Annotated in this window: 18 protein-coding genes and 1 pseudogene; 7 read left to right on the top strand and 12 right to left on the bottom strand. The window is 73.7% G+C overall.

Annotated features, from left to right (window positions below; all coding sequences use genetic code 11):
• On the top strand, positions 1–3,073 hold a 3,073-nt coding region (locus tag ACFWNV_RS12450), incomplete at its 5' end, for an AAA domain-containing protein (protein WP_383944642.1).
• Here the strand turns inward: ACFWNV_RS12450 and ACFWNV_RS12445 are convergent.
• From ACFWNV_RS12445 to ACFWNV_RS12435, 3 genes are all read right to left on the bottom strand, one after another.
• Positions 3,070–5,676: a SpoIIE family protein phosphatase gene (locus ACFWNV_RS12445; protein WP_383944639.1), complete on the bottom strand. Its 2,607-nt coding sequence runs from the start codon at positions 5,674–5,676 to the stop codon at positions 3,070–3,072. The genes ACFWNV_RS12450 and ACFWNV_RS12445 overlap by 4 nt on opposite strands.
• A gap of 175 nt (positions 5,677–5,851) precedes the next feature.
• Entirely contained in the window at positions 5,852–7,285 is a 1,434-nt protein-coding gene (locus tag ACFWNV_RS12440) for a serine hydrolase domain-containing protein (RefSeq protein WP_383944636.1), read from the bottom strand.
• A gap of 114 nt (positions 7,286–7,399) precedes the next feature.
• Positions 7,400–8,545 carry a PP2C family protein-serine/threonine phosphatase gene (locus tag ACFWNV_RS12435; protein WP_383944633.1) on the bottom strand — a complete coding sequence of 382 codons (1,146 nt, stop codon included), beginning with the start codon at positions 8,543–8,545 and terminating at the stop codon, positions 7,400–7,402.
• A gap of 260 nt (positions 8,546–8,805) precedes the next feature.
• Here ACFWNV_RS12435 and ACFWNV_RS12430 point away from each other — a divergent pair, with 260 nt between their 5' ends.
• Entirely contained in the window at positions 8,806–9,498 is a 693-nt protein-coding gene (locus ACFWNV_RS12430) for a hypothetical protein (protein WP_383944630.1), read from the top strand.
• A 52-nt stretch (positions 9,499–9,550) separates the two neighbouring features.
• On the opposite strand, the gene ACFWNV_RS12425 is transcribed toward ACFWNV_RS12430, so the two are convergent.
• The gene (locus ACFWNV_RS12425; protein ID WP_383944627.1) at positions 9,551–10,840 is read right to left on the bottom strand and encodes a cation:proton antiporter; all 1,290 of its coding nucleotides are present in this window, start codon (positions 10,838–10,840) and stop codon (positions 9,551–9,553) included.
• A 5-nt stretch (positions 10,841–10,845) separates the two neighbouring features.
• Positions 10,846–11,316 carry a cation:proton antiporter regulatory subunit gene (locus ACFWNV_RS12420; protein ID WP_383944625.1) on the bottom strand — a complete coding sequence of 157 codons (471 nt, stop codon included), beginning with the start codon at positions 11,314–11,316 and terminating at the stop codon, positions 10,846–10,848.
• A 292-nt stretch (positions 11,317–11,608) separates the two neighbouring features.
• Between ACFWNV_RS12420 and ACFWNV_RS12415 the strand changes: the two genes are divergently transcribed.
• The 3 genes from ACFWNV_RS12415 to ACFWNV_RS12405 all read left to right on the top strand — a co-directional run bounded on the left by ACFWNV_RS12415 (position 11,609) and on the right by ACFWNV_RS12405 (position 14,069).
• On the top strand, positions 11,609–12,568 hold the full coding sequence (locus ACFWNV_RS12415; RefSeq protein ID WP_383944622.1) for a histidine kinase: 960 nt from the start codon (positions 11,609–11,611) through the stop codon (positions 12,566–12,568).
• Positions 12,565–13,251 (top strand): response regulator, encoded by a 687-nt coding sequence (locus ACFWNV_RS12410; RefSeq protein WP_383944619.1) that lies wholly within the window; start codon positions 12,565–12,567, stop codon positions 13,249–13,251. The genes ACFWNV_RS12415 and ACFWNV_RS12410 overlap by 4 nt, the downstream gene beginning before the upstream one ends.
• A 209-nt stretch (positions 13,252–13,460) precedes the next feature.
• On the top strand, positions 13,461–14,069 hold the full coding sequence (locus ACFWNV_RS12405; protein WP_383944616.1) for a LuxR C-terminal-related transcriptional regulator: 609 nt from the start codon (positions 13,461–13,463) through the stop codon (positions 14,067–14,069).
• 56 nt (positions 14,070–14,125) lie between these two features.
• Here ACFWNV_RS12405 and ACFWNV_RS12400 read toward each other — a convergent pair whose 3' ends face one another.
• From ACFWNV_RS12400 to ACFWNV_RS12375, 6 genes are all read right to left on the bottom strand, one after another.
• A complete protein-coding gene (locus ACFWNV_RS12400; protein WP_383944613.1) occupies positions 14,126–15,940 on the bottom strand; it encodes an ATP-binding cassette domain-containing protein in 1,815 nt (604 codons plus the stop codon).
• Positions 15,937–17,784: an ABC transporter ATP-binding protein gene (locus tag ACFWNV_RS12395; protein ID WP_383944610.1), complete on the bottom strand. Its 1,848-nt coding sequence runs from the start codon at positions 17,782–17,784 to the stop codon at positions 15,937–15,939. Before ACFWNV_RS12395 ends, ACFWNV_RS12400 begins: the two co-directional genes overlap by 4 nt.
• A gap of 67 nt (positions 17,785–17,851) precedes the next feature.
• Entirely contained in the window at positions 17,852–17,989 is a 138-nt protein-coding gene (locus tag ACFWNV_RS12390; protein WP_383944607.1) for a SapB/AmfS family lanthipeptide, read from the bottom strand.
• Positions 17,986–20,694 (bottom strand): class III lanthionine synthetase LanKC, encoded by a 2,709-nt coding sequence (gene lanKC, locus ACFWNV_RS12385; protein ID WP_383944604.1) that lies wholly within the window; start codon positions 20,692–20,694, stop codon positions 17,986–17,988. Before lanKC ends, ACFWNV_RS12390 begins: the two co-directional genes overlap by 4 nt.
• Before the next feature lie 128 nt (positions 20,695–20,822).
• Entirely contained in the window at positions 20,823–21,878 is a 1,056-nt protein-coding gene (locus tag ACFWNV_RS12380) for a glycoside hydrolase family 26 protein (protein ID WP_383944601.1), read from the bottom strand.
• 180 nt (positions 21,879–22,058) lie between these two features.
• Entirely contained in the window at positions 22,059–22,409 is a 351-nt protein-coding gene (locus ACFWNV_RS12375) for a PRC-barrel domain-containing protein (protein WP_383944598.1), read from the bottom strand.
• Between the two features lie 213 nt (positions 22,410–22,622).
• Between ACFWNV_RS12375 and ACFWNV_RS12370 the strand changes: the two genes are divergently transcribed.
• Positions 22,623–22,805, top strand: a complete 183-nt coding sequence (locus ACFWNV_RS12370) for a hypothetical protein (protein WP_383944595.1) — start codon at positions 22,623–22,625, stop codon at positions 22,803–22,805.
• Between the two features lie 11 nt (positions 22,806–22,816).
• Positions 22,817–23,785, top strand: a complete 969-nt coding sequence (locus tag ACFWNV_RS12365) for a YihY/virulence factor BrkB family protein (RefSeq protein WP_383944592.1) — start codon at positions 22,817–22,819, stop codon at positions 23,783–23,785.
• 11 nt (positions 23,786–23,796) lie between these two features.
• On the opposite strand, the pseudogene ACFWNV_RS12360 reads toward ACFWNV_RS12365, so the two are convergent.
• A pseudogene (locus ACFWNV_RS12360) lies at positions 23,797–24,273 on the bottom strand (ROK family protein); the annotation flags it as partial.
• Between the last annotated feature and the right edge of the window lie 5 nt (positions 24,274–24,278).

Genomic DNA, 24,278 nt, shown 5'->3' with positions numbered 1-24,278 from the left:
CCGTCCGCTCGGGTTCGCCGACCTGGTCGCCCTGACCGCGCAGATCGCCGACCTATGCGGGGTACGGGACCACCTGCGGCCCCAGGTGGTACGGGTGCGCAGCAGGCTGGTCCGCCGGCCGGCGGATCCGCGGAAGAAGGCCGCTGCCACTGCGCCGTTCCTGAACAGTCTCTTCCCGCCCGATCTGGCCCGGGTGTCCGCGGCGGTCGGCAAGGGCATCGGCCCGGCGCTGGAGGCGTACCTGACCGAGCTCGGCTCCGTCGCCGTGGGGGCGCGGACGGATGTGCGCCGGGAGCGCGGGGCCGTCCTGGACGGGGTGGCTCCGGCCCTCGTCCCGGCCGGCCGCTGGCCCGCTCCGGCCGATCAGCCGCTCGCGCTGAGCCAGCAGTTCGCGGTCGACCGCATGCTCGCCGACCGGGCGGGCACCGACGGCGGGATGTTCTCCGTGAACGGCCCGCCGGGCACGGGCAAGACCACGATGCTGCGCGACCTGGTCGCCGCGCTGGTCGTCGAGCGGGCGGCGGTGCTGGCCACCTTCGACCGGCCCGGGCAGGCGTTCCCCGGTCCGCCGTGGCGGGGCCGGGACCGCCAGGGGCAGCACCCCCGCTTCGTGTCGCGGCTCGACCCGCGGCTGACGGGCTTCGAGATCGTGGTCGCCTCCTCCAACAACGGCGCCGTGGAGAACATCACCGCCGAACTCCCGGGCATGGGCGCGCTCGGCGAGCACTGGCACGGCGGACCGGACCATTTCTCCGACCTCGCCTCCGCGCTCCTCGGCGGCCCGGCCTGGGGGCTGGTCGCGGCGGTGCTCGGCAACAAGGGCAACCGCAAGGAGTTCGGGGACCGGTTCTGGTGGGGACGGCTGCCCGAGAAGGAGACCGACGCCCGCTCCGCCGCCGGCCTGCCGCCGCTGCGCGGCATGCGGGAGGAGCTGAGCGACTGGATCCCGCCCAAGCCCGTGCCCGGTGCCGCGTCCGGGGGCCGGCGGCCCGGCACCGCCGCGGACCCGACCGCGGCCGCGGCGGCCGGGCCCGCACGCCCCGTACCGTCGTGGACGGGTGCCGTCGCGGCGTTCCGGGCCGCCCAGGCGGAGGTCGAGCGGCTGCGCGCCGGGCGGGCCCGGCTGGCCGGGGCCCTGGCGGCCGTCGAGTCCCCGTCGGGCGGGCGGCGGATCGGGGACCTGGAGGCCGCCGTGTCCCGGGCCCACCAGCAGGTCGCCGCGGCCACGACGGTCCTGGACCGGGCCGCCGCCGCCACGGCAGCCGCCCGTTCGGCCACGGTGGCGGCCGAGGCCGGATACGGGGCCGCCTTCGCACGCGTACCGCAGGCCCGGCAGGAGCTGGCCGGGGCCCGTGCGGACCTGTCGGCCGCCCGTGAACTGGCCGCGCACCACCGCGAGTACGTGGCCGCGCTGATCGCCCGGCACGACGCGCCCCCGGTCGTAGAGCGGGGCCTGCGCGGCGGGCTGCGCCGACTGCTGCAGAGCTCCGCCGACCGGCAGGCCGCCGAACGGCAGCAGGAGCACACGCAGGCCGAGATCGCGCACCTGCTCGTCCGGCAGCGTGCCGCGCTCGACGACTCCCTGGAACAGGTCGCGGCGGCCGTGCGCGCCGAGTCCCTGGCCGCCGACCGGCACACCGGGTCGGGCACCGTCGTCGAGGAGGCCTCGGCCGGCCTCGCCGCCGCCCTCGACCGCGAACGGGCCGCGGGCGCGCGGGAGACCGCGGCGGCCGCCGCCCTCCGCCGTGCCCGGCAGGACGCGGACTCCTCCGGCCTCGCTCTGCGGGGCGCCGTGGCCGAACTCGACGGCCTGCACCGTGAATTGCGGGAGGCCGCCCGGGCGCTGCCGTCGCTCCCGCTCGGCTGGCCGCACCTCGACGAAGCGGACCAGGAACTGGGCTCGCCGTGGTCCGACGAGGCGTGGTCCACGGCGCGCAGCGATCTGTTCCTGCGCGCCCTCGATCTGCACCGGGCCTTCGCCGCCGGGGCCGCGAAGAAGGTCCGCGGCAACCTCCAGGTCCTGATGGAGCTGATGGCCGGTACCAACGGGGCCGTCCCCGACGAGGAGGTGGAGCACGCCTGGCGGACCCTGTTCCTCCTGGTGCCCGTCGTCTCGACCACGTTCTCCTCCGTCGGCAGCATGTTCGCCCGCCTCGGCCGGGAGTCGATCGGCTGGGTCCTCGTCGACGAGGCCGGGCAGGCGACCCCGCAGGCCGCCGCCGGGGCACTGTGGCGTGCCCGCCGTGCCGTCCTGGTCGGTGATCCGCTCCAGCTCGAACCCGTCGTCACCATGCCCGCGGCACTCCAGCTCCGGCTGCTCGGCGCCTACGGAGTGGCCGAGCACTGGCTGCCCTCGGCCACCTCGGCCCAGGCCGTGGCCGACCGGACGAACCGCTACGGCACCTACCTGCCGGCCCCGGGCACCGACGGCGAGCACGTCTGGGTGGGCTCGCCGCTGCGCGTACACCGGCGCTGCGAGGACCCGATGTTCACGGTGAGCAACGAGGTCGCGTACGGCAACCTCATGGTCCACGGCACCGGCCACAAGGCGTTCCCCGGGGCGGAGCGGGACGGCCTGCTGCCCAGCCGCTGGCTCAACACCGACGACCCGGGCCGCCCGTCCGAGGCCCCGTGGGGCGAACGCGACCGCCGGGCCTTCGAGTTCGTCCTCGACTCCCTGCACCGCCACGGCGTCGGCGTGGAGCGGGTGCGCGTCATCGCCCCCTTCCGGGCGCTGGTCGCCGAATGCCAGAAGGTCTGCCGCGGCCGGGAGGGCTGGACCTCCGAACTGATCGAGCAGCGCTGCGCCACCGTCCACCGGGCCCAGGGCAAGGAGGCCGACGTCGTCGTCCTCGTGCTCGGCGGCGGCCGGCCCGGTGCCCGCGCGTGGGCGGCCGGCACCCCGCACCTGCTCAACGTCGCCGCGAGTCGCGCCAAACGGCGCCTCTACGTCATCGGCGAGCGCAGCCTGTGGGCCCCGCTCCCCCACTTCGAGGTCCTCGCCCGCGAGCTGACGGAGTTCCACCACCTCAGCGACCGGGCCGTCTGGCCGCAGGACACCGAGACGGCCTAGGAACCGGCGTGCGGGGTGTCCGGGAGGGCCTGTTCCGCCCAGATGATCTTTCCCTCGGGGGTGTAGCGGGTGCCCCACTGATCGCTGAGCTGCGCCACCAGGAACAGGCCGCGCCCTCCCTCGTCCGTGGCGGCGGCGTACCGGGGGTGCGGGGCGGTGCTGCTGCCGTCCCACACCTCGCAGGTCAGGGTGCGGGCGTGCAGCAGCCGTACCCGGACCGGCGCGCTGCCGTGCCGCAGGGCGTTGGTGACGAGTTCGCTGAGGATCAGTTCGGTGGCGAAGCCGAGCTCCGACAGGCCCCATGCGTCGAGCTGCTTCACGGCGAGGCTGCGCACGGAGGCGACCGCACTCGGCTCGAAGGGCACGTCCCACTCCGTGACCCGGTCCGGGCCGAGGGTCCGCGTCCGTGCGATGAGCAGCGCCACGTCGTCGGTCGGGCGGTCCGGCAGCAGCAGATCGAGTACGGCCCGGCAGCTCTCCGCCGGGTCCCGGTCCGGATGGCTCAGCGCCGAGCGGAGCAGCTCCAGTCCCTCGCCGATGTCCCGGGTCCGCTCCTCGATCAGCCCGTCCGTGTACAGGACGAGCTGGCTGCCTTCCGCCAGGTGCAGCTCCGCGGTTTCGAACGGGATGCCCCCGAGTCCGAGCGGGGGCCCGGCCGGCAGTTCCACGATCTCCGTCGTGCCGTCGGGAGCCACCACGAGGGGCGGCAGGTGCCCGGCCCGCGCCATGGTGCAGCGCTGGGACACCGGGTCGTAGACGGCGTACAGGCAGGTAGCGCCGAGGACCCCGCCGTCCAGGTCGTCGGCCGCCCCGTCGCGGTCGATGCGCTGTACGAGGTCGTCCAGGCGGGCGAGGATCTCGTCGGGCGGCAGGTCGAGGGTGGAGAAGTTGTGCACCGCGGTGCGCAGCCGTCCCATGGTGGCCGCGGCGTGCAGCCCGTGTCCGACGACGTCTCCGACGACCAGCGCGACCCGGCTGCCGGGCAGCGGGATCACGTCGAACCAGTCGCCGCCGACCCCGGACTGGGCGGGCAGGTAGAAGTGCGCCACGTCCACGGCGCTCTGCTCGGGCAGGGCGCGCGGCAGCAGGCTGCGCTGGAGGGTTTCGGCGAGGGCGTGCTCACGGGTGTAGCGGCGGGCGTTGTCCATGCTGACCGCCGCCCGGGCGACGAGTTCCTCGGCCAGTGACAGCTCGTCCTCGTCGAAGGGCTCCGGTTTCTGCGACCGCCAGAAGTTGACCACGCCGAGTACGACGCCCCGGGCCCTGAGCGGGGCCACGATGAGCGAGTGGATCCCGTAGTCGACGATGGCACGGGCTCGCGGCGGGTCCTGGGCGTGCCAGCCCGCGGCATCGGCCAGGTGGGGCACCAGTTCCGCTTCGCCGGTGCCGTAGCCGCGCGCCTGCGGGGTGGACGGCAGGAAGTCGATCAGCCGGCCGCGCGGGTAGAGGGGGTGGTCGGCGCGGATGCCGCTGACCGCCGTGCGGCGCATGTCGGCGCCGGCGGCCGGTTCGTCGCCGTCGAGCACGGAGTCGGCCAGGTCGACCGTGACGTAGTCCGCGAAGCGGGGCACGGCGACGGCGGCGAGCTCCTCGGCCGTCCGCACGACATCGAGGCTGGTTCCGACGTCGCCTCCGGCGTCGTAGAGCAGCTTGAGCCTTCGGCGGGCCGTTTCCGCCCGGCTCGTCAGGACCTGCATCTCGGTGGAGTCCCGGATGGTGACCACCGCGCCTTCCCGGCGGCCCCCGGGGTGGGTGGGCCGCTGGTTGACCACGAGCAGCCGGTCGCCCGATTCGAGCACCTCGTCGGTGGCCACGCGGCCCGACAGCAGCAGGTCCGCCATCCGGCGGTCCAGGCCGGGCACGTCGCCCACGCTGCGTCCCTCGGCGTCCTCCGGCAGGCCGAGCAGCCGTCTGGCCTCGTCGTTGGCCAGCCGTAGCCGCCCGTCGCCGTCCGTGATCAGCACCCCTTCGCGGACGGCGTGGAGCACCGCGTCGTGGTGCTCGTACATGCGGGTCATCTCCTGCGTGCCGAGCCCGTGGGTCTGCCGGCGCAGGCGTCGGCTGATCAGGGCGGTGCCGCAGGTGGCCAGGGCCAGGCCGGTCGCTATGGCCAGCAGGATGACCGGGAGCTGGCGGTCGACGACACCGGTCACGTTCTTCACCGTCAGGCCCGCCGAGACCAGGCCGACGACCCGGCCGTCGGGCGCGGTGACCGGCACGACCGCCTGGATCTCCTTGCCGAGCGGGCCCTGCACGCTCTCGGTGTGGACCCGTCCGGCGAGCGAGGGCTCGATCGTGCCGACGAACCGTTTCCCGATGCGGTCCGGCTGGGGATGGCTGTACCGGATGCCGTTGGTGTCCATCACCACGATGAAGTCCACGCCGGCGGCCTTGCGCGTGGTCTCGGCCAGGGGTTGCAGGACGGCGGAGGGGTCGGAGGTCTTCAGCGCGTCCTGCAGGCCCAGGGAGTGGGCGAAGGTCTCCGCGACGGAGACCGACCGGTTGCGCGCCTCGCGGTCGCTGTCGTGCCGCGACTGGAGCAGCAGGGACAGCAGGGCGCCGGTCGCGAGCAACACCACGATCGCCACCTGGAGGACGAACACCTGTCCGGCGACGCTGCGGAGTCTGTTGCCTAGGAGTGACCGCACCGACACGCCCGGCACGGATGGCAAGGAAGGGGGGTCACGCACCCAGTTGTAGCACCTCTCGGCCCCCGTGGCCCCCGGGCGCGCGAGATCACTTCGCGGCACCCGGCGGTCACGTGCTGTTATCCGGCTGTCAGCCGGTGCAGAATTCGGCGGCCAGCATGCCGTTCAGGCTGTACAGCTCCCAGAGCGGCCAGTCGCCGTTCATGTTGAGCACGATGGCGTGGCTGCCGTCCGCCGTGGAGTAGAGGTAGCTCAGTGATCCGAATCCGCCGCCGTTGTGCCCGTAGAGGGCGACGGTGGAGCCGTCCGCACAGGTGATCGTGCGCCGGGTGAGACCGAGCCCGTAGTCGGCCTGGACGGCCTTCCAGGGCCTGCTCGCGTACCAGTAGCCGGGCGTGGCCTTGTCCCCCGAACTGACCGTGCTGATCGCCGGGTTCACGATGCACTCGGGCCAGGCGCGGGCCGGGTCGCAGGGCACGCCGGGCAGCTGGGAACCGACGGGGCCGGCCCCGGTGGGGTTCAGGTCAGTCATCATCTGCGCGAGCTGGGCCGGGGGCAGGAGCCGGCCGCCGAGCAGGGCGCGGATGAAGGTCATCAGGTCGCCGCTGGTGGACACGACGGCTCCGGCCGCGCCGCCGATGGACGGGTTCCAGTCGGCGGCCGGGCGGGACAGGTGGCCGAACGCTCCGCGGGGCCGGAGGTAGTTCGTGAAGAACTGGTCGTGCGGCGTCGGCAGCGTGGCCGTGGATCCGGGGAGCACCGTGCTGGTGAGGCCGAGCGGCTGGATGACCCGGCGCGTGATCTCCTCGGCCCACGGGTGTCCGGTCACCCGCTCGATGACCATGCCGAGCAGGACGTAGTTGGTGTTGCTGTAGTGCATGCCGGCGCCCGGTGCGAACTGCGGTCCGTGGGAGGCACCCTCGTCGACGAGCTGCTGGGCGGAGTAGTCGGGCAGGTTGGGGAAGCTGCTGCCGGCGCTCGCCAGCACGCCCAGGTCGCCGAGGTAGTTGAAGACGCCGCTGGAGTGCTGGAGCAGGTTCCGTACGGTGATGGGCGGGCTGCCGGGCGGCGGGTTGAAGCACTGCCCGGTGCTGGGGTTGCAGCCCGCGACGGGGTTGGTCTTCAGGACCGGGCCCAGCAGGCCGAACACGTCCTCGTCGAGGCCGAGCCGGCCCTCGGCTACGAGCTGGAGCACGGTCGTCGCGGTGAAGGTCTTGGTGATCGAGGCGGCCCGGAAGGGGCTGTCCGGGTTTCGTACGGGCGTTCCCGCGTCCGTGGCTCCGGTACCGGTCCAGGAGACGCCGTCCTTGTAGGTACGGGCGATCACCCCGGGGATCCCGTCGCCGCCGACGGCGGTCCCCGCCTCGGCGCGCAGCGCGGCGAGCAGCGGTTCGTGGCTGTCGTGGGCGGCGGCCGGCGTGGACGGCAGTCCCATGGCCGCGATCAGGAACGTCGCGGCGGCCACCGCGAGGCGGCCCCGTGTGGTGCGGGTGGCGCGTGTCGTGCGGGTGGTGCGTGTCGTGCGGGTGGTGCGTGTCCTGCCTGTCTTGGCTGTTCTGCGCATGCCTTTCATCGCTGTCCCCCGTGTCGACACCGCCGGGCGGTGCCGCCCGGCAGCGGCGAAGCTACGCAGGGGCGGCCGACAAGGGAAGGGCCGCGGAGGGGGCCGCCTCGTGCCTCATACGAGCCGGTCGATGAGGATCATCGCCACGTCGTCCGTCAGGCGGCCCCCGGTGTGGCGTACGAGGGCCTCGTGCAGTGCGTCGAGGAACTCCCGCGGGGTGGTGCCGGCGGGTATCTCCTCCATGATCTCCGGCAGGGGGAGGAACTCGTTGGCGCGGTTGCGGGCTTCGATGACGCCGTCGGTGTAGAGCAGCAGCCGGTCACCGGGCAGGAAGGGGTGGCTCTCCGGCGTGGCGGGAGGGCCGTCGACGAGGTCTTCCAGCCCGAGCGGCGGCATCGGCGAGGCGGGCATCAGGGCCTGCACCCTGCCCGCGTGCAGCACCAGCGGGGGCGGATGGCCGCGGTTGACCAGGTGCACCACCGGTTCGTCCGGCACCTGGGCGATGAGCGCGGTGGTGAACCCCTCCAGGAGGACTTCGGGAAGCTCGGCCTGGGAGTACGTGCCCCGCACGGCGGCTTCCCGCCGCAGCGCGGCCGCGCAGTGGTTCATGACCTCCTGCACCTGCTCCTCGTAGTGGACGGCCTCCCTGAACGCGCCCAGTGCCACCGCGACCGCGCGGATGGCCGACAGCCCCTTTCCCCGGACGTCCCCCACGATCAGGCGGACGCCGTAGCGCGTCTGCACCGCCTCGTACAGATCGCCGCCCACCAGCGCCCCGCTCCCGGCCGCGAGGGAGAGGCTGGCCGCCCGTACCGGGCCCAGCAGCTCGGGGACGGGCCGCAGGACGACCTCCTGAGCCGCCACGGCGATCCGGCGGACCTGGTCGAGCTCGTTCCGCGTGCGCGTGCGCACCGCGTTGCTCAGGATGACGCTGGCCACGGTCACCACGATCAGCCCCACGAAGTTGCCGATGATCAGCTGGGTCTGCGTTCCCCACGAGTGGTTGCAGGTCGCGGAGGTCACGTTCACGGCCACGGCGACGGCCGCCGCGGACAGCGTGCCGGTCGGGCCCATCGTCAGCGCGGCCAGCGCCGGAGTCGTGCTGAGGACGGGACCGGTGACCAGGTCGTGCGCGGGCGAGAGCTCGATCCCCAGCACGCCCAGCGCGATCGCGAAGGGCGCGCACCGCGCCAGCACGAACCGGACCTCGCCGTGACCGTACGCTCCCGGCAGGCCGGGCAACCGAGGCTGTGACCTCATGGGAACAGCCTGCCCCGCCGGAGCTGCCGGGGCCTCCCGAAGACCCGTGACCAGGGGCAGCCGCGCGTTTCGGGGTCCGCGGGCACCCGGACTGCGCCTGCCGCGGCGCGGACCTACGCTGGTCAGGTGACGGCCGTACCGGAGGCCACGGCGAGCGCGATTGCCGTCCGGAGACGGTCCGAGGGAGGTGAGGCCGGATGTCCGCACCCCGGGCAGTCCTACCTCGGAAAGCCGCGGCCCGCTGTGTGGCCGCCGGAGCCGTGTGCGCGTTGGTCCTCGTGGGCGCGGGAAGCGCCACGGCCGATGACAACGGCATCGCAGGCAAGAGCCCCCGTGCCATTGCCGACGCCTCCCGCGCGGCCATGTCCGGGCTGACGTCCATGCGCATGGTGGCCGAGGTGACCGACAAGGCGGGCACCACCGCTCTGGACCTCCGGTTCGACGAGCAGGGCGACTGCGTCGGCACCGTCACGCCTCCCGGCGGTTCGGGCCGGGCCGACATCATCAAACGCGGCGACGACGTGTGGATGAAGCTCGACGACGCCCTTCTGAGGGCACAGATACCGGGCTTCGCGGCCGAGGCGGCGATCGCGCTCGTCAACGGGCGCTACGTGCACGGCACCACGGACAGTTCCCTGTTGCGGAGCTTCGCCGAAGTGTGCGACCTGGACTTCTTCAAGAAGGAGTTCGCCTCGAAACCGGCGGACGAACAGCTGACCAAGGGATCCCGGACCGACGTCGACGGCCGTCCGGCCATCACGGTCACGAGCCGGCACGAGGACGAGGCGGGCACCTTCCAGGTCTCCACCGAGGGCAAGCCGTACCTCCTGCGGATCCAGGGCACCAAGGCCCCCGCCGAGCGGCTCGAGGCGACCTTCTCCGCCTTCGACCAGCCCGTCCAGGCCAAGCCCCCCGCGGCCGCCGACTCGGTCGACGTGTCCCGGCTCCAGTAGCCGGCGGGCACCGGCACCGGCCGGTCCTGGAGCCGGCACACAGGGGCACCGCTCACGGTCGGCCGGCGGGATCCTGGACCGGGTCAACCTGGTCGGTCTGGTCGGCCTGGGTGCCTTCGTCCTTGAGGCCCTCCGGGGGTCCCGGCTGGGGCGGTACCGCGGCCGGGGCGCCCTCCCCCGGCAGGGTCCGCCTGCCGGCGATCCAGGCCGCCGCCGGCTCGGTGTAGCGGGCGGTCAGCGGGCCGATCACCACGAGGATCAGCACGTACGCGGTGGCGAGCGGGCCCATCGCGGGCTCGATCCCGGCCGTGACGGCGAGCCCGGCGATGACGATGGAGAACTCCCCGCGGGCCACGAGCGTGCCACCGGCCCGCCAGCGCCCCTTGACCCCGATCCCGGCCCGCTTCGCCGCCCAGTACCCGGTCATGATCTTCGTACCGGCGGTGACGAGCGCCAGCGCAAGTGCGGGCAGCAGCACCGGCGGGATGCTGGCCGGGTCGGTGTGCAGGCCGAAGAAGACGAAGAACACGGCGGCGAAGAGGTCCCGGAGCGGGCTGAGCAGGGTATGGGTCCCCTCGGCGACCTCGCCGGACAGGGCGATGCCGACGAGGAACGCGCCCACCGCGGCGGAGACCTGGAGCTGCTGGGCGATGCCCGCGACGAGCAGGGTCAGGCCGAGGACCACGAGGAGGAGCTTCTCGGGGTCGTCGCTGGAGACGAAGCGCGAGATGTGACGTCCGTAGCGGACCGCGACGAACAGGACGGCGCCGGCGACGCCGAGGGCGATGGCCAGGGTCGCGCTGCCCGCGGCGAGGCTGACGCCCGCGAGCAGGGCGGTGATGATCGGCAGGTAGACCGCCATCGCGAGGTCTTCGAGGACCAGGATCGACAGGATGACCGGGGTCTCGCGGTTGCCGACCCGGCCGAGGTCTCCCATGACCTTGGCGATGACTCCGGAGGAGGAGATCCAGGTGACCCCGGCCAGGACGACGGCGGCGACCGGACCCCAGCCCATGAGCAGCGCGGCGGCCGCGCCGGGGACCGCGTTGAGGCCGAAGTCGACCAGGCCGGCCGGGTACTGGGTCTTGAGGTTGGAGACCAGATCCGACGCGCTGTACTCCAGGCCGAGCATGAGCAGGAGGAGGATCACGCCGATCTCGGCGCCGATGGCGACGAACTCCTCGCTGGCTCCCATCGGCAGCAGGCCGCCGGTGCCGAAGGCCAGGCCGGCCAGCAGGTAGAGGGGGATGGGGGAGAATTTCAGGCGTCCGGCGACCCGGCCCAGCAGCCCCAGGCCGAGGATGATCGCGCCGAACTCGATGAGGAACACAGCCGAGTGCACGGGCGTCACTCCCGGCCGAGTATCGCGGCGGCCGCGTCGACGCCCTCGCGGGTGCCGATCACGATGAGGGTGTCCCCGCCCGCGAAGCGGAAGTCCGGTGCGGGCGAGGGGCGGGCCTCCGCGCGGCGCAGTACGGCCACGATCGAGACGCCCGTCTCGGTCCGCATCCGCGTCTCGCCCAGGACCCGGCCGTTCCAGTAGGAGTGCGCGGACAGTTCGATCCGCTCCGCGACCAGGCCGAGGTCGGTGGTGTGCAGCACGTTCGGGCTGTGGTGAGCGGGCATCAGCGCGTCGATCAGGGACGCCGCTTCCGGTCCGGTCAGGTGCAGCGAGTGGGCGCAGGCGTCGGGGTCGTCGGCCCGGTAGAGGTTCACGGTCCGGGTGCCGTCGCGGTGCGCGACCACGGACAGGTGGCGGCGCTCGCGGGTGGTGAGGTCGTACTGGACCCCGATGCCGGGCAGTGGTGTGGTGCTCATCCGCGGAGCAGGCACAGCTGTCCCCCTTCGTCTTCGTTCCGTACGTGGTGCCGTCGGCAGTGTGGGCCGTTTCTCGGGCAGGAGACGGCCGCTCGGCGGCCCCATGGTTGCATTTTCCGGGCCGCCGGAATATGGGTGCCGGCACGGATGGACATCGCCCCGACAACACGACAGGCTGCAGGGGTCACCGGCCCCGCCGCAGGTCACAGCGGGTGCGGGTGGATACGTAGTACGGGGACGGCGGAGGTGAGCGCGCCGATCGGACGGGTGGCCAACGGGAGGAGGAGCGGACGTGTCGCTGTACTGGCGGATCTTCGCGCTGAACGCCGCCGTTCTCGTCACGGCGGTACTGCTGCTCCTCGGCCCGGTCACCGTCTCCACCCCGGTCCTGTTCGGCGAGGCCGTCGTCCTGCTCGGAGGGCTGGCGGCCATGCTCGTCGCGAATGCCGCCCTGCTGCGGTTCGGTCTGGCGCCCCTCGACCGGCTGACCCGGGCCATGACCGCGGTCGACCTGCTCCGCCCCGGCAGCCGGACCCGCGTGGAGGGTCCCGGCGAGGTGGCCGAGCTGACCACCTCGTTCAACGCGATGCTGGCCCGGCTGGAGGCCGAGCGCGCGACGAGCACCGCCCGGGCCCTCTCCGCGCAGGAGGCCGAACGCCGCCGCATCGCCCGGGAGCTCCACGACGAGGTCGGTCAGACCCTGACGGCCGTCCTGCTCCAGCTCAAGCACGCCGCCGACCGGAGCCCGGACCCGCTGCGCGAGGAGCTCCGCCAGGTGCAGGAGACCACCCGCGCCGGTCTGGACGAGATCCGGCGCATCGCCCGGCGCCTGCGGCCGGGGGTGCTGGAGGAACTGGGCCTGCACAGTGCGCTGCGGGCGCTCACGCCGGAGTTCACCACCTCTTCGCTCCGTGTACGCCATTTCATCGCGCCGGGACTGCCCGCGCTGGACGAGGCCACGGAACTCGTCGTCTACCGGGTCGCCCAGGAAGCCCTGACCAACGCGGCCCGCCACGCGGGCGCTAACGAGGTCGGGATGCACCTCTCCGACGGGCCCGCGGGAGCCGTACGGCTCCTCGTACGGGACGACGGGGCGGGCATCGGCCGGGCGGCCGAGGGGGCGGGGATCCAGGGCATGCGCGAACGTGCCCTGCTGATCGGCGCCGCTTTCGCCGTCGGAGCCGGTCCGCACGGCGGAACCGAGGTACGACTGGACGTCCCCGCGCACAGGACCGGGGAGGGCCTGCGATGACCCCACCGGACCCGGCCGCCGCGGCCGCACCGGCCGCCCCGACCCGCGTCCTGCTCGCCGACGACCACGCCCTCGTCCGGCGGGGCGTACGGCTCATCCTCGACGCCGAACCGGACCTGACGGTGGTCGCCGAGGCCGGGGACGGAGCCGAGGCCGTCGCCCTGGCCCGTACGCAGGAGGTCGACCTCGCCGTTCTGGACGTCTCGATGCCCCGCATGACCGGTCTTCAGGCCGCCCGGGAACTGTCCCGGCTGCGGCCGGAGCTGCGGATCCTCATCCTGACGATGTACGACAACGAGCAGTACTTCTTCGAGGCCCTCAAGGCCGGGGCCGCCGGTTACGTCCCCAAGTCCGTCGCCGACCGCGACCTCGTCGAGGCCTGCCGCGCGGCGATCCGGGACGAGCCGTTCATCTACCCGGGCGCCGAGACCACCCTGATCCGCAACTACCTCGACCGTGCCCGCCGACAGGATCCGCTGCCGGCCCGGGCGATCACCGAGCGGGAGGAGGAGATCCTCAAGCTCGTGGCCGAGGGCCACTCCTCCAAGGAGATCGGGGAACTGCTGGTGATCAGCGCGAAGACGGTGGAGCGCCACCGGGCGAACCTGCTCCAGAAGCTGGGGATGCGGGACCGCCTGGAGCTGACCCGCTACGCCATCCGGGTGGGCCTGATCGAGCCGTAGTACGGCGCCCGCCGGGGGCTGCCCGTCGGGGACTCTGCCCATATTCGCCATATTCAAGGCGGTAATCCGCCGAACGGAAGCGGAGTTCCATGGGCTTCTCGGCCAAGGTTCTCCGTACGCCCCTGCGCGCCCCCGCAGTGACGTTCCATCGTCCCCGTAGAGGGGCACCCGCGTGGTGTCGTTGGTTCGTCTACCGAGGAGAGCACACCATGACGACGGTCCTCGTCCTGCACAGCGTCAGCTTGGTCAGGTCCGCACTCGCCGCCCTGCTCAGATCCGAAGGGCCCTTCGAAGTGACGTCGGCGGGCTGGAGGACCGCCGGGCGCCGCGCGGAGTCCTTACGACCAGACGTGACCGTCATCGACGTCGACTGTCCGGGGACCGCGGCCGCCCTGGCCTGCGGCGGGAAAGCGGACCACGGGGTCCTCACCTCCCCCTCCCGGGTGCTGATGCTCGCCTCGGCGGGGGCGCCCGGCGCCTTGCACCGGGCCTTCCGGGCCGAGGCCCGCGGGTACGTCGACAAGGGCGGTTCGCCCGGGCGGCTCGTCAGGGCGGTCCTCCAGGTCGCCGCGGGAGAGAAGTTCATCGACGCCTCGCTGGCCTCCGCCTTCATGGAGGCCGATCCCGCGCCGCTGAGCCGGCGCGAACTCAGCGTGCTGGCGCGGGCCGCGGAGGGCGATTCCATAGCCGAGATCGCCGGCACCCTGCACCTGGCCACGGGCACGGTGCGCAACTACATGGCCGCGGCGACCCGCAAGACGGGCGGGCGCAACCTCATCGACGCGATCCGGATATCCCGGCGGGAGGGCTGGGTCTGACCGGATGCCCGGCGGCCGCGGGTGGGAGCACGGCGGCGGGTGGGAGCGCGGCTGCGTCACGCGTCCGCGGCGCGGCCCCACATCCCCACCAGATCGCGGTACAGCGGGGATCTGGCGGGGAGTTCGGCGTGCGTGCCGCAGACGGCGCGCGTTCCGTCGAGGACGAGGACCCGGTCGGCGCGGGCCGCGGAGGAGATGCGGTGGGCCACGACGACGAGGGTGCCGGGGCGCTCCGCGAGGACCCGCTCGGCGTGCGCCTCCGTACGCGGGTCCAGGTGGCAGGTGGCCTCGTCGAGGAGGAGCAGCGGCGCCGGTGAGAGGTAGGCGGCGGCGAGCGCCAGGTGCTGGCTCTCGCCCCGCGACAGCAGCCGGGGGGACACCTCTCCGTCCAGGCCGCCCAGCCGCTCCACGAGTACGTCGAGCCCCAGGCGGGCGACGGCGCTCCGCACCTGTGCGTCCCCGGGCATGCGGCCGTCCGGGGACGCGGCCAGGTGGGTGAGGTTCTCGCGCACGGTGCCGGTGAACACGTACGCCTGCTGCGGCAGCAGGGTGCGCCGCGGGTCCGGCCCTGCGGCTCCTGGTTCCCGGCGGGCGGGCTCGCCCGCGACCAGGACCGTTCCCGCACCGGGCGGCAGCATCCCGGCGAGCAGGGCGGTGAGCGTGGACTTCCCGATGCCGCTCGGTCCGACGACGGCGAGGTGCTCGCCCGGCCGTACCACCAGGTCTAGGCCGTCGAGCACGGGCGCCGCGCCCGCCCCGTAGGCGAAGGTGAGGCCGCGGAGTTCGGCCGCGGCCGTGGACACGGCGGCGGCGCGCAGGGAGGCGTGGCCGTGCTCCCTCGGCGGGGCCGTGCCGGCGTCGGCCTGGGTCCGCGGCGGGGCCGTGCCGGTGTCGTCCCGGGCCGGCGGCGCCGGATCGCAGAAGCGTTCGAGGACCACCAGCAGGCGGGTGCCCGCCGTGCCCAGGGCCGCCATGAGCGTGTTCAGGGCGGGCAGCAGGGCCTGCACCAGATAGGTGAGGGCTCCGGCCAGCGTGCCGGCGGTGATCCCGCGCGCGAGGAGCCAGGGCGTCGCGAGGAGCAGGGCGACCACCGGCAGCCGGCCCGCGGTGCCCAGGGCCAGCGTGCGCAGGGCGGACCAGTGCGCGAGGCGGCGCGCCAGCCGTTCCTGGGCCGCGACGAGGGGCTCCACCCCGGCTTCGGCAGCCCTCTGCCCGCCGCAGGCAACGATGTCGCGCAGCCCCTCGGCCACCGCTCCCACCCGGTCCGACAGCGCCTCGTCGGTGTCCAGCGAGCGGCGTTGCACGGAGGCCATGGGGCGGAGCGTGGCCAGGAAGGCGGCCGCTCCCAGCAGCAGCGGGGGGACCACGATCAGCAGCAGGACGGGGGCCAGGGCCGCCATGCCCGCGAAGGCGCCCACGGCGGTGAACACGAAGGAGCGTGCGGTGAGGACCAGTCCGGCGAAGGAGTCCCGCGCCATCTCGGTCTGCTGGGTCAGCCGGGACACCGATCCGGTGTCGGGTGCGCGCGCCGGGTCACCGACGGCGCGGTCGAGCGCCTGCCGCACCGCCCGCCTGACCAGGCCGTCCCGCAACGGCTCTACGAGGTCGGCCAGTTCGGCGAAGACCCCGCGCAGCGCGTATCCGCCGAGCAGCGCGCCGGCTCCGGCCGCGGCCAGCCAGGCGAGGCCGACGGCGACGTGGCCGGCGAGGAAGCCGTCGTCGAGTGCGCGGGCCACGCCGTAGCCGCCGAGGAAGGTGTGCACGGACTCCAGGAGCGACCACGCCGCCAGTCGCCCCACGGTGCGCGTGCGGCCCCGCAGGAAGCGGCGGCCCTCGGGGGCCACCCGCCGCCAGGTCTCGCCCTCGGTCACCGCGCCGCCCCTTCCTTCTCCGGGGGCGCCTGCCGCTCGTCGACCTCCGGGGGCGCCTGCTGGTCGTCGACTTCCGCGGGCGCCTGACGTTCGTCCGTTTCCGCGGCCCCTTCGGCGAACACCGCGCGGTAGGCGTGGTCCTGCCTCCACAGCTCTTCATGGCTGCCGGTCGCCCGTACCCGCCCGTCCTCCAGCCAGACGACGAGGTCGGCGCGGACCGCGGACGAGAGGCGGTGCGCGATCACGATGCGGGTGCCCGGCCGCACCTCGTGGGCGAGGGCCCGCTCGACCTCGCGGGCGGTGACGGTATCGAGGCTGGAGGTGGCGTCGTCCAGCACGAGGAGCCGGCCCGCGTGGCAGAAGGCCCGTGCCAGTCCCAGGCGTTGGACCTCGCCCCCGGACATCGGGGCGTCGGCGAGTCGCGTGTCGTACCCCTGTGGCAGGCGTGTCACGAAGGCCTCGGCGCCCGCCGCGCGGGCCGCGGCTCGGACCGCTTCGCGGCCGGGGTCCGGTCCCGGGCCGAAGCCGATGGCCCCGCCGATGGTGTCGCCGAGCAGTGCCGGCCGGTCGAAGGCGTACCCGACCTCGCGGCGCAGTGCCTCGGCGGTCAGCTCCCGCAGGGGTACGCCGTCCAGGAGGACCTGGCCCGCGTCGGGGTCGGTGAGCCGGCCGGCCACGGCGGCGAACAGGGTCTTGCCGGCCCCCGAGCGGCCCACCACGGCCACCGTGGCTCCGCCGGGGACGACCAGGTCGATGTCGTGCAGGACGGTCGAGCCGCCGCGTACGACCCGGACCCCGCGCAGTTCCAGGGCGCCGGGGCCACCGTCCGGCAACTCGGCCCGTCCGTATGCCAGTTCGGGAAGGGAGAAGAGTACGGCGGTACGCCGGGCGCCGGCCCGGCCGCGGACCACGGCCGCGAGCCCTCCGGTCACGGCTCCGATTCCGGCGGCGAGGCCCGCGTACCGCACGGCGGCGAGGAGTTCGCCGACGCCCAGGGCTCCGGCCGACAGCCGGATGCCACCGACGGCGAGGACCGCGTAGAGGAGCATCGGCATGAGGGCGGCCGAGCGGGCCGTCGTGCCGCCGTAGACCTGCCACATGCGCCGTCCCTCGGTGCCGAGTTCGGGCAACTGGGCGAGGATGCGGGCGCGTTCGCGGTCCGCGGTGCCGGCGGCGGCGATGGTGCGGGCTCCGGCGAGCGCCTCGACGAGCCGGCCGGCGGTCGCGAGCTGCACCTGTTGGTAGCGGGCGACGCTCGTACGGGTGTCGCGGGCGAAGGCCCGGAGCAGGAGCACCAGCAGCGGGATGCCCGCGAGGAAGACGAGCGCGGTCCACAGGTCGATGAGGAGGAGCGCGGCGACCGCGCCGAGCGGCGGCAGCAGGGCGGCGACGGCGTGGGCGACGGCGGTGGGCACCTTCCCGGCCTCGGCCGCGCTCGCGGTCAGCCGGGCGGCGGTTTCGCCGGGTGCGTGGCGGGCCGCGTGGTGCGGGGCCGTCCGCAGCAGCCGGGCGAGCCCGAGTCTGCGCAGCCGGGCGGTGGAGCGGCCGTCCACGTCTCCGGACAGCCGGGCCGCGGCGGCGTCAAGGACCACTTCGGCCGCGATGACCGCGGCGCACAGCAGGGTCCAGGCCCGGCCGGAGGGGTCCCGGCGGAGCAGCAGGTCGAGGGTGTGGCCGAGGACGGCCGGTTCGGCGAGCGCCGCCGCGGCGGCCGCCAGGGTGCATGCCAGCACGGCGGCGGTGCGCCCACCGCTGTGCCGGGCCGCCTCGACGAGCGCCCGGTCGGCGGCGCGTGCGACGGCCCGCGCCTGCGCGGTGTCGGCCTCCGGGCCGGGGGCTTCCATCGGCGGGTGCCTCCAGGGGTGTGGTGCGGGCCCGGGCGGTGAACCGCCCGGGCCCGAAGTGACCTGGTCAGTGACAGGTCGTGATGCTCAGGCTGCTGTCACCGCAGAGCAGGAGGCTGGCCCGGCTGCCGCCGCCACCGCCGCCGTGCAGCTCCGTGGTCTCTTCCTTCGGGGTCTCCATCGACTGCAGGTCAAGAAGCGTCATGTCAGATTCCTCTTCTTCGGTCGAGTGGTGCGATGGGTCACGGCCCCGGACGGGGCCGGCTCTGGGGCCGCCGCGCGTGCGCGCAGCGGCGGGAGGAACGGCAGGTGGGCGCGCCCGCCGGGCGCGGCGCTGCCGAGGGCGAGGAGTGCGCCGGCGGTGCCCGTGGAGAGGTCCATGGACAGGCGCATCATCTGCTCGCCGGGGAAGGCCAGGTGCCCTTGGTACGGGACCGCGTGCCGGGCCAGTGCGCCGATCTGGCGGGCGATGGCTCCGCGGTCGGTTCCGGGCCCCGGGGTGGTGGTACGGGCCAGGTGGAGGATCATTCCGGCGGCGCCGCGCATCAGCCCGGGCTGGGCGTAGAAGGTCGCCTGGGCGGCCCGTACGATCTCCGGCCGGGCCTGTTCGAAGCGCTCGTCCGGGCCGTGTTCCAGCCAGTCGTCGAGCACCATGCCGATGCCGACGCTGCCTTCGCCGAGGTACGGCATCGTGCGCCAGCCCTCGTTGACCTGGAGGGTGCCGAAGGCGCTGGTGACGCAGCGGTCGAGGTCGCGGTGGAGCGCCTGGGAGGCCTGGAGCAGCAGCTCCTTGTCCCCGGTGCGCTCGTACAGCCGTACCAGGAGCAGGGCGGGACCGGAGTTGCCGTACAGCAGGCCCGCCCGGGCGGGGCGGTGTTCGGGCCCGGCGATCAGTTCGGCGCAGCGCAGGGCGGCGGTGTGCAGGTCGCCCTCGCCGGTGGCGGTGGCGAGTGCGTCCAGGGCCAGGCCGATGCCGGCGAGTCCGCCGTGCAGGTCGGGTCCGGCGCTCTGCCAGGGCTGGCGCAGCAGTTGGTCGACCAGGTCGAGGGCGCGGTCCGCGTGTCCGAGCCGGTGCAGGGTCCAGGCCGTGCCGGCGAGGCCGTCGTAGAAGCCGAGCGGAGTGCCGGACGTGGTCTTCGCGGTCCGGTCGAGCAGCCACTGCTCGGCCTCGGGCCAGGGCTCGGCCCCCGTCTCGTTGAGGGCGTGGAGCACTCCCGCGATGCCGTTGCCGAAGCCGATGCCTCCGCCGGCGGTCGCGAACTGGGCGATGTCGCCGGGGACGAGGCGGTCCTCGCGGTCGGGGGTGGCACTGGCACGCACCGCCGCGGCCATCGACGTGCGGGCGGCGGGCCACTGCCCCGGCTCGACGGCCAGGTACGGCCGCGGCGGCGCGGGCGGGTACGGTCCCCGCGGCGCGGGGAGGCGCCCGGCCGGTGCGGCGTGCGGTTCGGCCCCGGGTGCGGCCTGCGGGGCTCCGTGCGGTTCCACCTGCGGGGCCCCGGCCAGGATCTCCTCAACGGCCTCGTCGAGGAACTGCCTTGGTACGGGGAACTGTTCGGCGATGACTTCGGCCAGGTGGCCGGCCTTGGCCCGGTCGAGCACGAGGAGGCTGGTCAGCGGGAGGAACAGGGCGAGCCGCAGGCAGGCGAGGGCGTAGCGGTCGACGGAGAATCCGCGCCGTTCGGCCGGGGCGACGAAGGCGGGGTTCGCCACGGTCTGCCGCAGTCCCTCGTCGATGTGCGCGGCGGCTTCGAAGTCCAGGAGCGAGACGGCGGGTTCACCGGTCTCGTCCTCCGCGACCATGATGTTGAAGAGGTGGAGGTCGTTGAAGACCACCCCGCGGGCGTGCACGGCGTCGACGGCCTCCGTCACGCGCCGGTGGATCGCGAGGGCCCACTCGGTGTAGGCGGCGAGCTCGGCGGCGTCGGGATCGGCCTCGATCAGTGGGTGGCGGCGGGCGAAGTAGGTGTTGAGCGGGTGGCCCGCGAGGTGTTCCAGCACCAGGAAGTGGTGGTCTCCGAGCATGAAGGTGCCGCGGACCGCGGGAACGCAGTCGAGGCCCGACAGCCTTTCCAGTGCGGCCTGTTCGCGGTGCAGCCGGGTCACGGCGTCGGCCCCGTCGGCGGCGAGGCCCGCGTGGGGCCGGGCCTCCTTGAGGACGACGGACTCGCCGGTCCGGGTGTCCTTGCCGACGTAGACCCCGCCGCCGTTGGAGAAGTGGAGGGCCCGCTCCACCGTGAACGGGATCCCCGTCAGGGTGATCGCGGAGCGTGCCGCGAGGTGCGGCTGGAGGAAGTCGGGGAGTTCGAGCCACTCGGGCGGCTGGAAGACCGGCCCGCGGATGTCCGGTACGAGCTGCCCGTCGGGGTTCTCGATCGCCGGGACCAGCTCGCCGTGCTCGTCGTAGCAGTGCCGTAGCGTGAAGCTGCCGTAGCGGAGGTGGACCGGTCCGGCGCCCCACCGCAGGTCGCTCAGGATGTACGGGCCGGCCGCGCCGTCGAGCGCGGTGTCGAGGTCCTGTGCGATCCGGCGGCACTGCTCCTCGTCGGCCGGGTACACGGTGATGAACTTCCCGCTCGCCGCGCGGTCGGCGTACTTGGCGTTGCGCAGGTGCAACAGGTACGCGCTGGGGACGAACTTGAAGGCGATGCGCCGGGCGGTGCAGTACGCGTACACCGTCTCCAGCAGCGACTCGGCATTGCCGAGGGTGGCCGAGACGTGGATCTTCCAGCCCTGGGAGGGCAGTTCGGCATCCACGGGGCGCAACGCCAGCCAGTCGCCGCTCCGATGGGAGCGCCATTCCGGCGGGACGGGGGCGAGGGCGGCCCGGTAGCTCTCTCCGGCGCGCCGGTACGGCGCGTCGTAGAACCAGCGGTCTGCGTCGCAGAAGGCGGCGTACCCCTTGTTCACACCTGCTCCCTCGGTCGGTTGCTGAACCGACCGTGTCATGTCCGGCGAGGGCGCCGACAGTCACCGCTGTCACCGCCGGATGTGCAGTACTCACGAGTCACAAAGCGCGGGGGTCGCCCCGCGCCCGCTCACGGCACCGCCTCCCCTCCCCGGAGCAGCCGCGATTCCACATTCCGGGAGCGTCGGTCGTGCCCGCCGGAGAGGGCGTCCCGGAACACCCGTGAGGAGCGCGGGTTCTGCCCGCACTGCCACACTCCGTGCGGGCAGAAGTCCGTGATGCTGTGGTAGAGCGGCCTGTGCTCTTCGAACCACTGCAGCATGCGCCGCACGTACTCGGGGTTGTCTCCGTGCCGGAACAGCCCCCACTCGGGGTACGAGGTGTCCTTGCCGTGGGCCCTGGCGAAATCGACCTGATGCCGCAGTCCGTAGGGCTGTGCGACCTGCTCGTCGAAGGTCCGGCCGGGTTCCTGGTCGTAGGAGTCCATCCCGATGACATCGACCACGTCGTCACCCGGGTAGCACCGGGTCCACGCGATCGCGTCCCCGCCGCGGTTGGGGGCGAAGTCGAAACGGAAGTCCTGCCCCTCCACGGAGCGCATGGCGGCCACGATGCGCCGCCAGTACTTCTTCCAGTTCTCGGGGTCGGGCCGGCAGCGGTGGGTGTAGTCGAAGCCGTTCATCTCCCAGCCGAGCACGAGCACCGCGTCCGGCACGCCGAGGCCGACCAGCCGCTCGGCCAGCCGCCGGAAGTGGTGGTCGTACGTGCCCCGCGCGCCGGTGCGGATCAGCTCGGCGACCCGGGCGTCGGGGAATCGGGCCTCGTTGCGCTCCTGCATGGGCACGTTCAGGACGAACAGCCGGTCGGCCTTCTCGCCCCGCCACCGCGCCCAGCTGCGCAGGGAATCGGGCGCCCCCTCGATGTTCGCCCAGGTGTCGCCGGGCAGATAGGTGTGCCCTGCCCGCAGCTCGGTACCCCCGAGCCAGCGCGAGAGCTCCTGCATCCGCTCGACGCCGGGCGTCCCGTAGTGCAGGTAGGCACCCAGTGCGACCTCGCTCCCGGCGCGCCTGCCGGAATCCTGCCGCGGCGGCGTGGTCGGGGCGCCGCGGGCGCCCCCGGTCAGGAGCAGGCCGACGGCTACCACCGTCGCGCAGACACCCGCCAGCAAACCGCCTCGACGGGACATGACACCTCCACGAGCCGCGCGCACCGATGTGCCTGGCAGCGACATTAGGCATCTCATCCGACACACGGCCTGCCCGGTGCCCCGATCCTGGGCCATTCGCGGCACCCGCCCGCCTCCCTTGACCCGACCGGGCGAAGGGGGACCGGGGCGGGCGGCGTCTCAGCCGGGGCGGGCGGCGCCTCAGCCCATGAAGCCGCCGTAGTAGCCGCCGATGCGGCTGTAGTAGTCCGTGTCCCCGATGTGCTTCTCGCTGAAGAACTCGGGAGCGGCCTTGATCTGGTCCTTGGTGCGGTCGACGTGGATCTTCTCGCCCTCCACGTCGACATGGGTGACCGTGCCGGCCGGCAGGAGCACCTCTCGGCCGAAGATCCAGGGCCCGGTGTCCACCACGATGTACGAGGAGCCGACCTCGTCGGAGTGCTTGCTCACCTTGCCGATGCTCCCGTCGGCCGCCTCGACCTTGAAGCCGCTCAGGTCTATCGCCTCCAGACGGCCCGAGGTCTCTCGGTAGCTCCACACGTTCACGTTCACGGGTGTCTCCTCTTCTCCGGGTCCGCGCACCCGATCCCCCGTTGTCACTCGACGGCGGAGGAGCGGGCGCCTCGGACAGGCGGCTGCCCCGAGACCCGGGTCTCACACGTCGGCCCGGCCGGGTCGTCTCCTTCGCCCGAGATCCTGCGGCGGCCGCTCATGATTCGGCCCGTACGGGGCACACGGCCGTCACCAACCGAAAGGGGCATGGACATGCTCGGCATCATCGCCGCAGTGCTGTTCTTCATCGCGTTCCTGATCAACGCGGCCGGCATCGCCACCAACGACGTACTGAGCTCCACCAACATCATGCTGCTCGGTCTCGCCGCGCTCGCCCTGCACGTCGCCGGCATCGGCACCGGGTGGGCATCGCGCGGTCGGGGCCGCAGGCGCTGACACCCTCAAGGATGACCGACACGCCCCTCACCGCATCGGGCCGGAGCCGTCCGTCCGCCGCCGTCCTCCTGTCACGCACCGGAGCCGACCTGCGGCGTACGGCGGTCCGCGTCTGGACCGGCAACCTCGCCGACCAGGCTGCCGCCCTCACCTACTACGCCGTACTGGCCCTCCTGCCCGCGCTCGTGATCGCCGTCTCCCTCGTGGGTCTCCTGGGCGATGCGACGAGGGACCGGCTGACCACCCGGCTCACCTCGTACGCACCGCCCCAGTCGGCGCAGGTGCTGCGCGATGCGCTGGGCGGCCTCGCGACGGAACACTCCTCTATGTGGGCCCTGTTGATCAGCGGCGTACTGAGCGCCCTCTGGTCGGCGTGCAGTTACCTCGCGGTGTTCCGCCGCACCCTGCACGCGATGCACCAGGTGCCGGACACCCGGCCCCCGCTGCGCGCCGCCCACATGCTGCTCGTCAACGCCGTGGTACTGCTCCTCCTGCTCATCGCCGCCGCCGCGGTGCTGGTGGTGTCCGGGCCGACGGCCCGATGGGTGGCGCGCACCGCGGACTGGCCCGGCGCCGGAGGCATCGCGCTCCTGCGCTGGCCCGTACTGCTGGCGGTCGTCACCCTGCTGGTGCTGATGCTCTTCCGAAGCGGCCCGGCCCAGAGCCGGGGCACCCGCCGGGGGCTGCCCGGCGGCATCCTGGCAGCCCTGCTCTGGCTCGCGGCGACGGGCCTCTTCACCCTGTACACGGAGCTGAACACGTACGGGCAGCTCTACGGTTCACTGGCCGGCATCGTGGTCTTCGTCATCTGGCTCTGGCTCGCGAACCTGGCCATGCTCACCGGAGCCCAGTTCAATGCCGAACGCGCTCGCGACCCGGCCTCTTCAGCCGCCTTCACACCCCGGCCGGACGGCCCGAACGACGTTCGCCCAAAGTCATCGGCATCTGCCCGCCCGGGACGTCCCCGATCTGCTCGTTGACCGGCGGTGACCAGGCACCCGGCGGCGTCCCCGAGTGCCGCCGGGACGATCGCGGGCACCCTCTGGAAGGTGACGCGTTCGGCGACTGCCGCGCGCAGGGGTGTGAACAGGGTGCCGCCTGCCTCGGCGAGGCCGCCGCCGATGATCAGCGTGTGCGGATCGAGGACCGTGTGCGCGGTGACCAGGCCGTCGGCGAGAGCGTCGACCGCCGCCTGCCAAACCCGGACCGCTGCCCCGTCGCCCGCCGCCACGGCCTGGGCGCAGTCGGCGGCGTCGGCGGCGGGGTCTCCCCGGGCTGCGGCCCAGGCACGGCCGACCGCCGCCGCGGAGCCCACCGCCTCCAGACAGCCGCGCCCGCCGCAGCCGCACACGGGCCCGCCGGGGCGTACGACGATGTGGCCGATCTCGCCGGCGCGGCCATGGGCGCCGGTCTCGATGCGGTCGTCGATGCCGATGGCCCCCGCGATGCCGGTGCCGAGCGATACGAACGGGG

The sequence above is a fragment of the Streptomyces sp. NPDC058401 genome (assembly GCF_042722885.1).
GTDB lineage: Bacteria > Actinomycetota > Actinomycetes > Streptomycetales > Streptomycetaceae > Streptomyces.
Note: the sequence above shows the minus strand (reverse complement) of the source record. Positions and strands in the feature narration are given on the sequence as shown.

Bases quoted from the DNA above. Each gene is read 5' to 3' on its own strand.
- ACFWNV_RS12435 (WP_383944633.1), bottom strand. From the start codon at position 8,545: ATGAGGTCACAGCCTCGGTTGCCCGGCCTGCCGGGAGCGTACGGTCAC.
- ACFWNV_RS12410 (WP_383944619.1), top strand. From the start codon at position 12,565: ATGACCCCACCGGACCCGGCCGCCGCGGCCGCACCGGCCGCCCCGACC.
- ACFWNV_RS12365 (WP_383944592.1), top strand. From the start codon at position 22,817: ATGACCGACACGCCCCTCACCGCATCGGGCCGGAGCCGTCCGTCCGCC.
- ACFWNV_RS12380 (WP_383944601.1), bottom strand. From the start codon at position 21,878: ATGTCCCGTCGAGGCGGTTTGCTGGCGGGTGTCTGCGCGACGGTGGTA.
- ACFWNV_RS12405 (WP_383944616.1), top strand. From the start codon at position 13,461: ATGACGACGGTCCTCGTCCTGCACAGCGTCAGCTTGGTCAGGTCCGCA.
- ACFWNV_RS12420 (WP_383944625.1), bottom strand. From the start codon at position 11,316: ATGAGCACCACACCACTGCCCGGCATCGGGGTCCAGTACGACCTCACC.
- ACFWNV_RS12370 (WP_383944595.1), top strand. From the start codon at position 22,623: ATGCTCGGCATCATCGCCGCAGTGCTGTTCTTCATCGCGTTCCTGATC.
- ACFWNV_RS12395 (WP_383944610.1), bottom strand. From the start codon at position 17,784: ATGGAAGCCCCCGGCCCGGAGGCCGACACCGCGCAGGCGCGGGCCGTC.
- ACFWNV_RS12390 (WP_383944607.1), bottom strand. From the start codon at position 17,989: ATGACGCTTCTTGACCTGCAGTCGATGGAGACCCCGAAGGAAGAGACC.
- ACFWNV_RS12440 (WP_383944636.1), bottom strand. From the start codon at position 7,285: ATGCGCAGAACAGCCAAGACAGGCAGGACACGCACCACCCGCACGACA.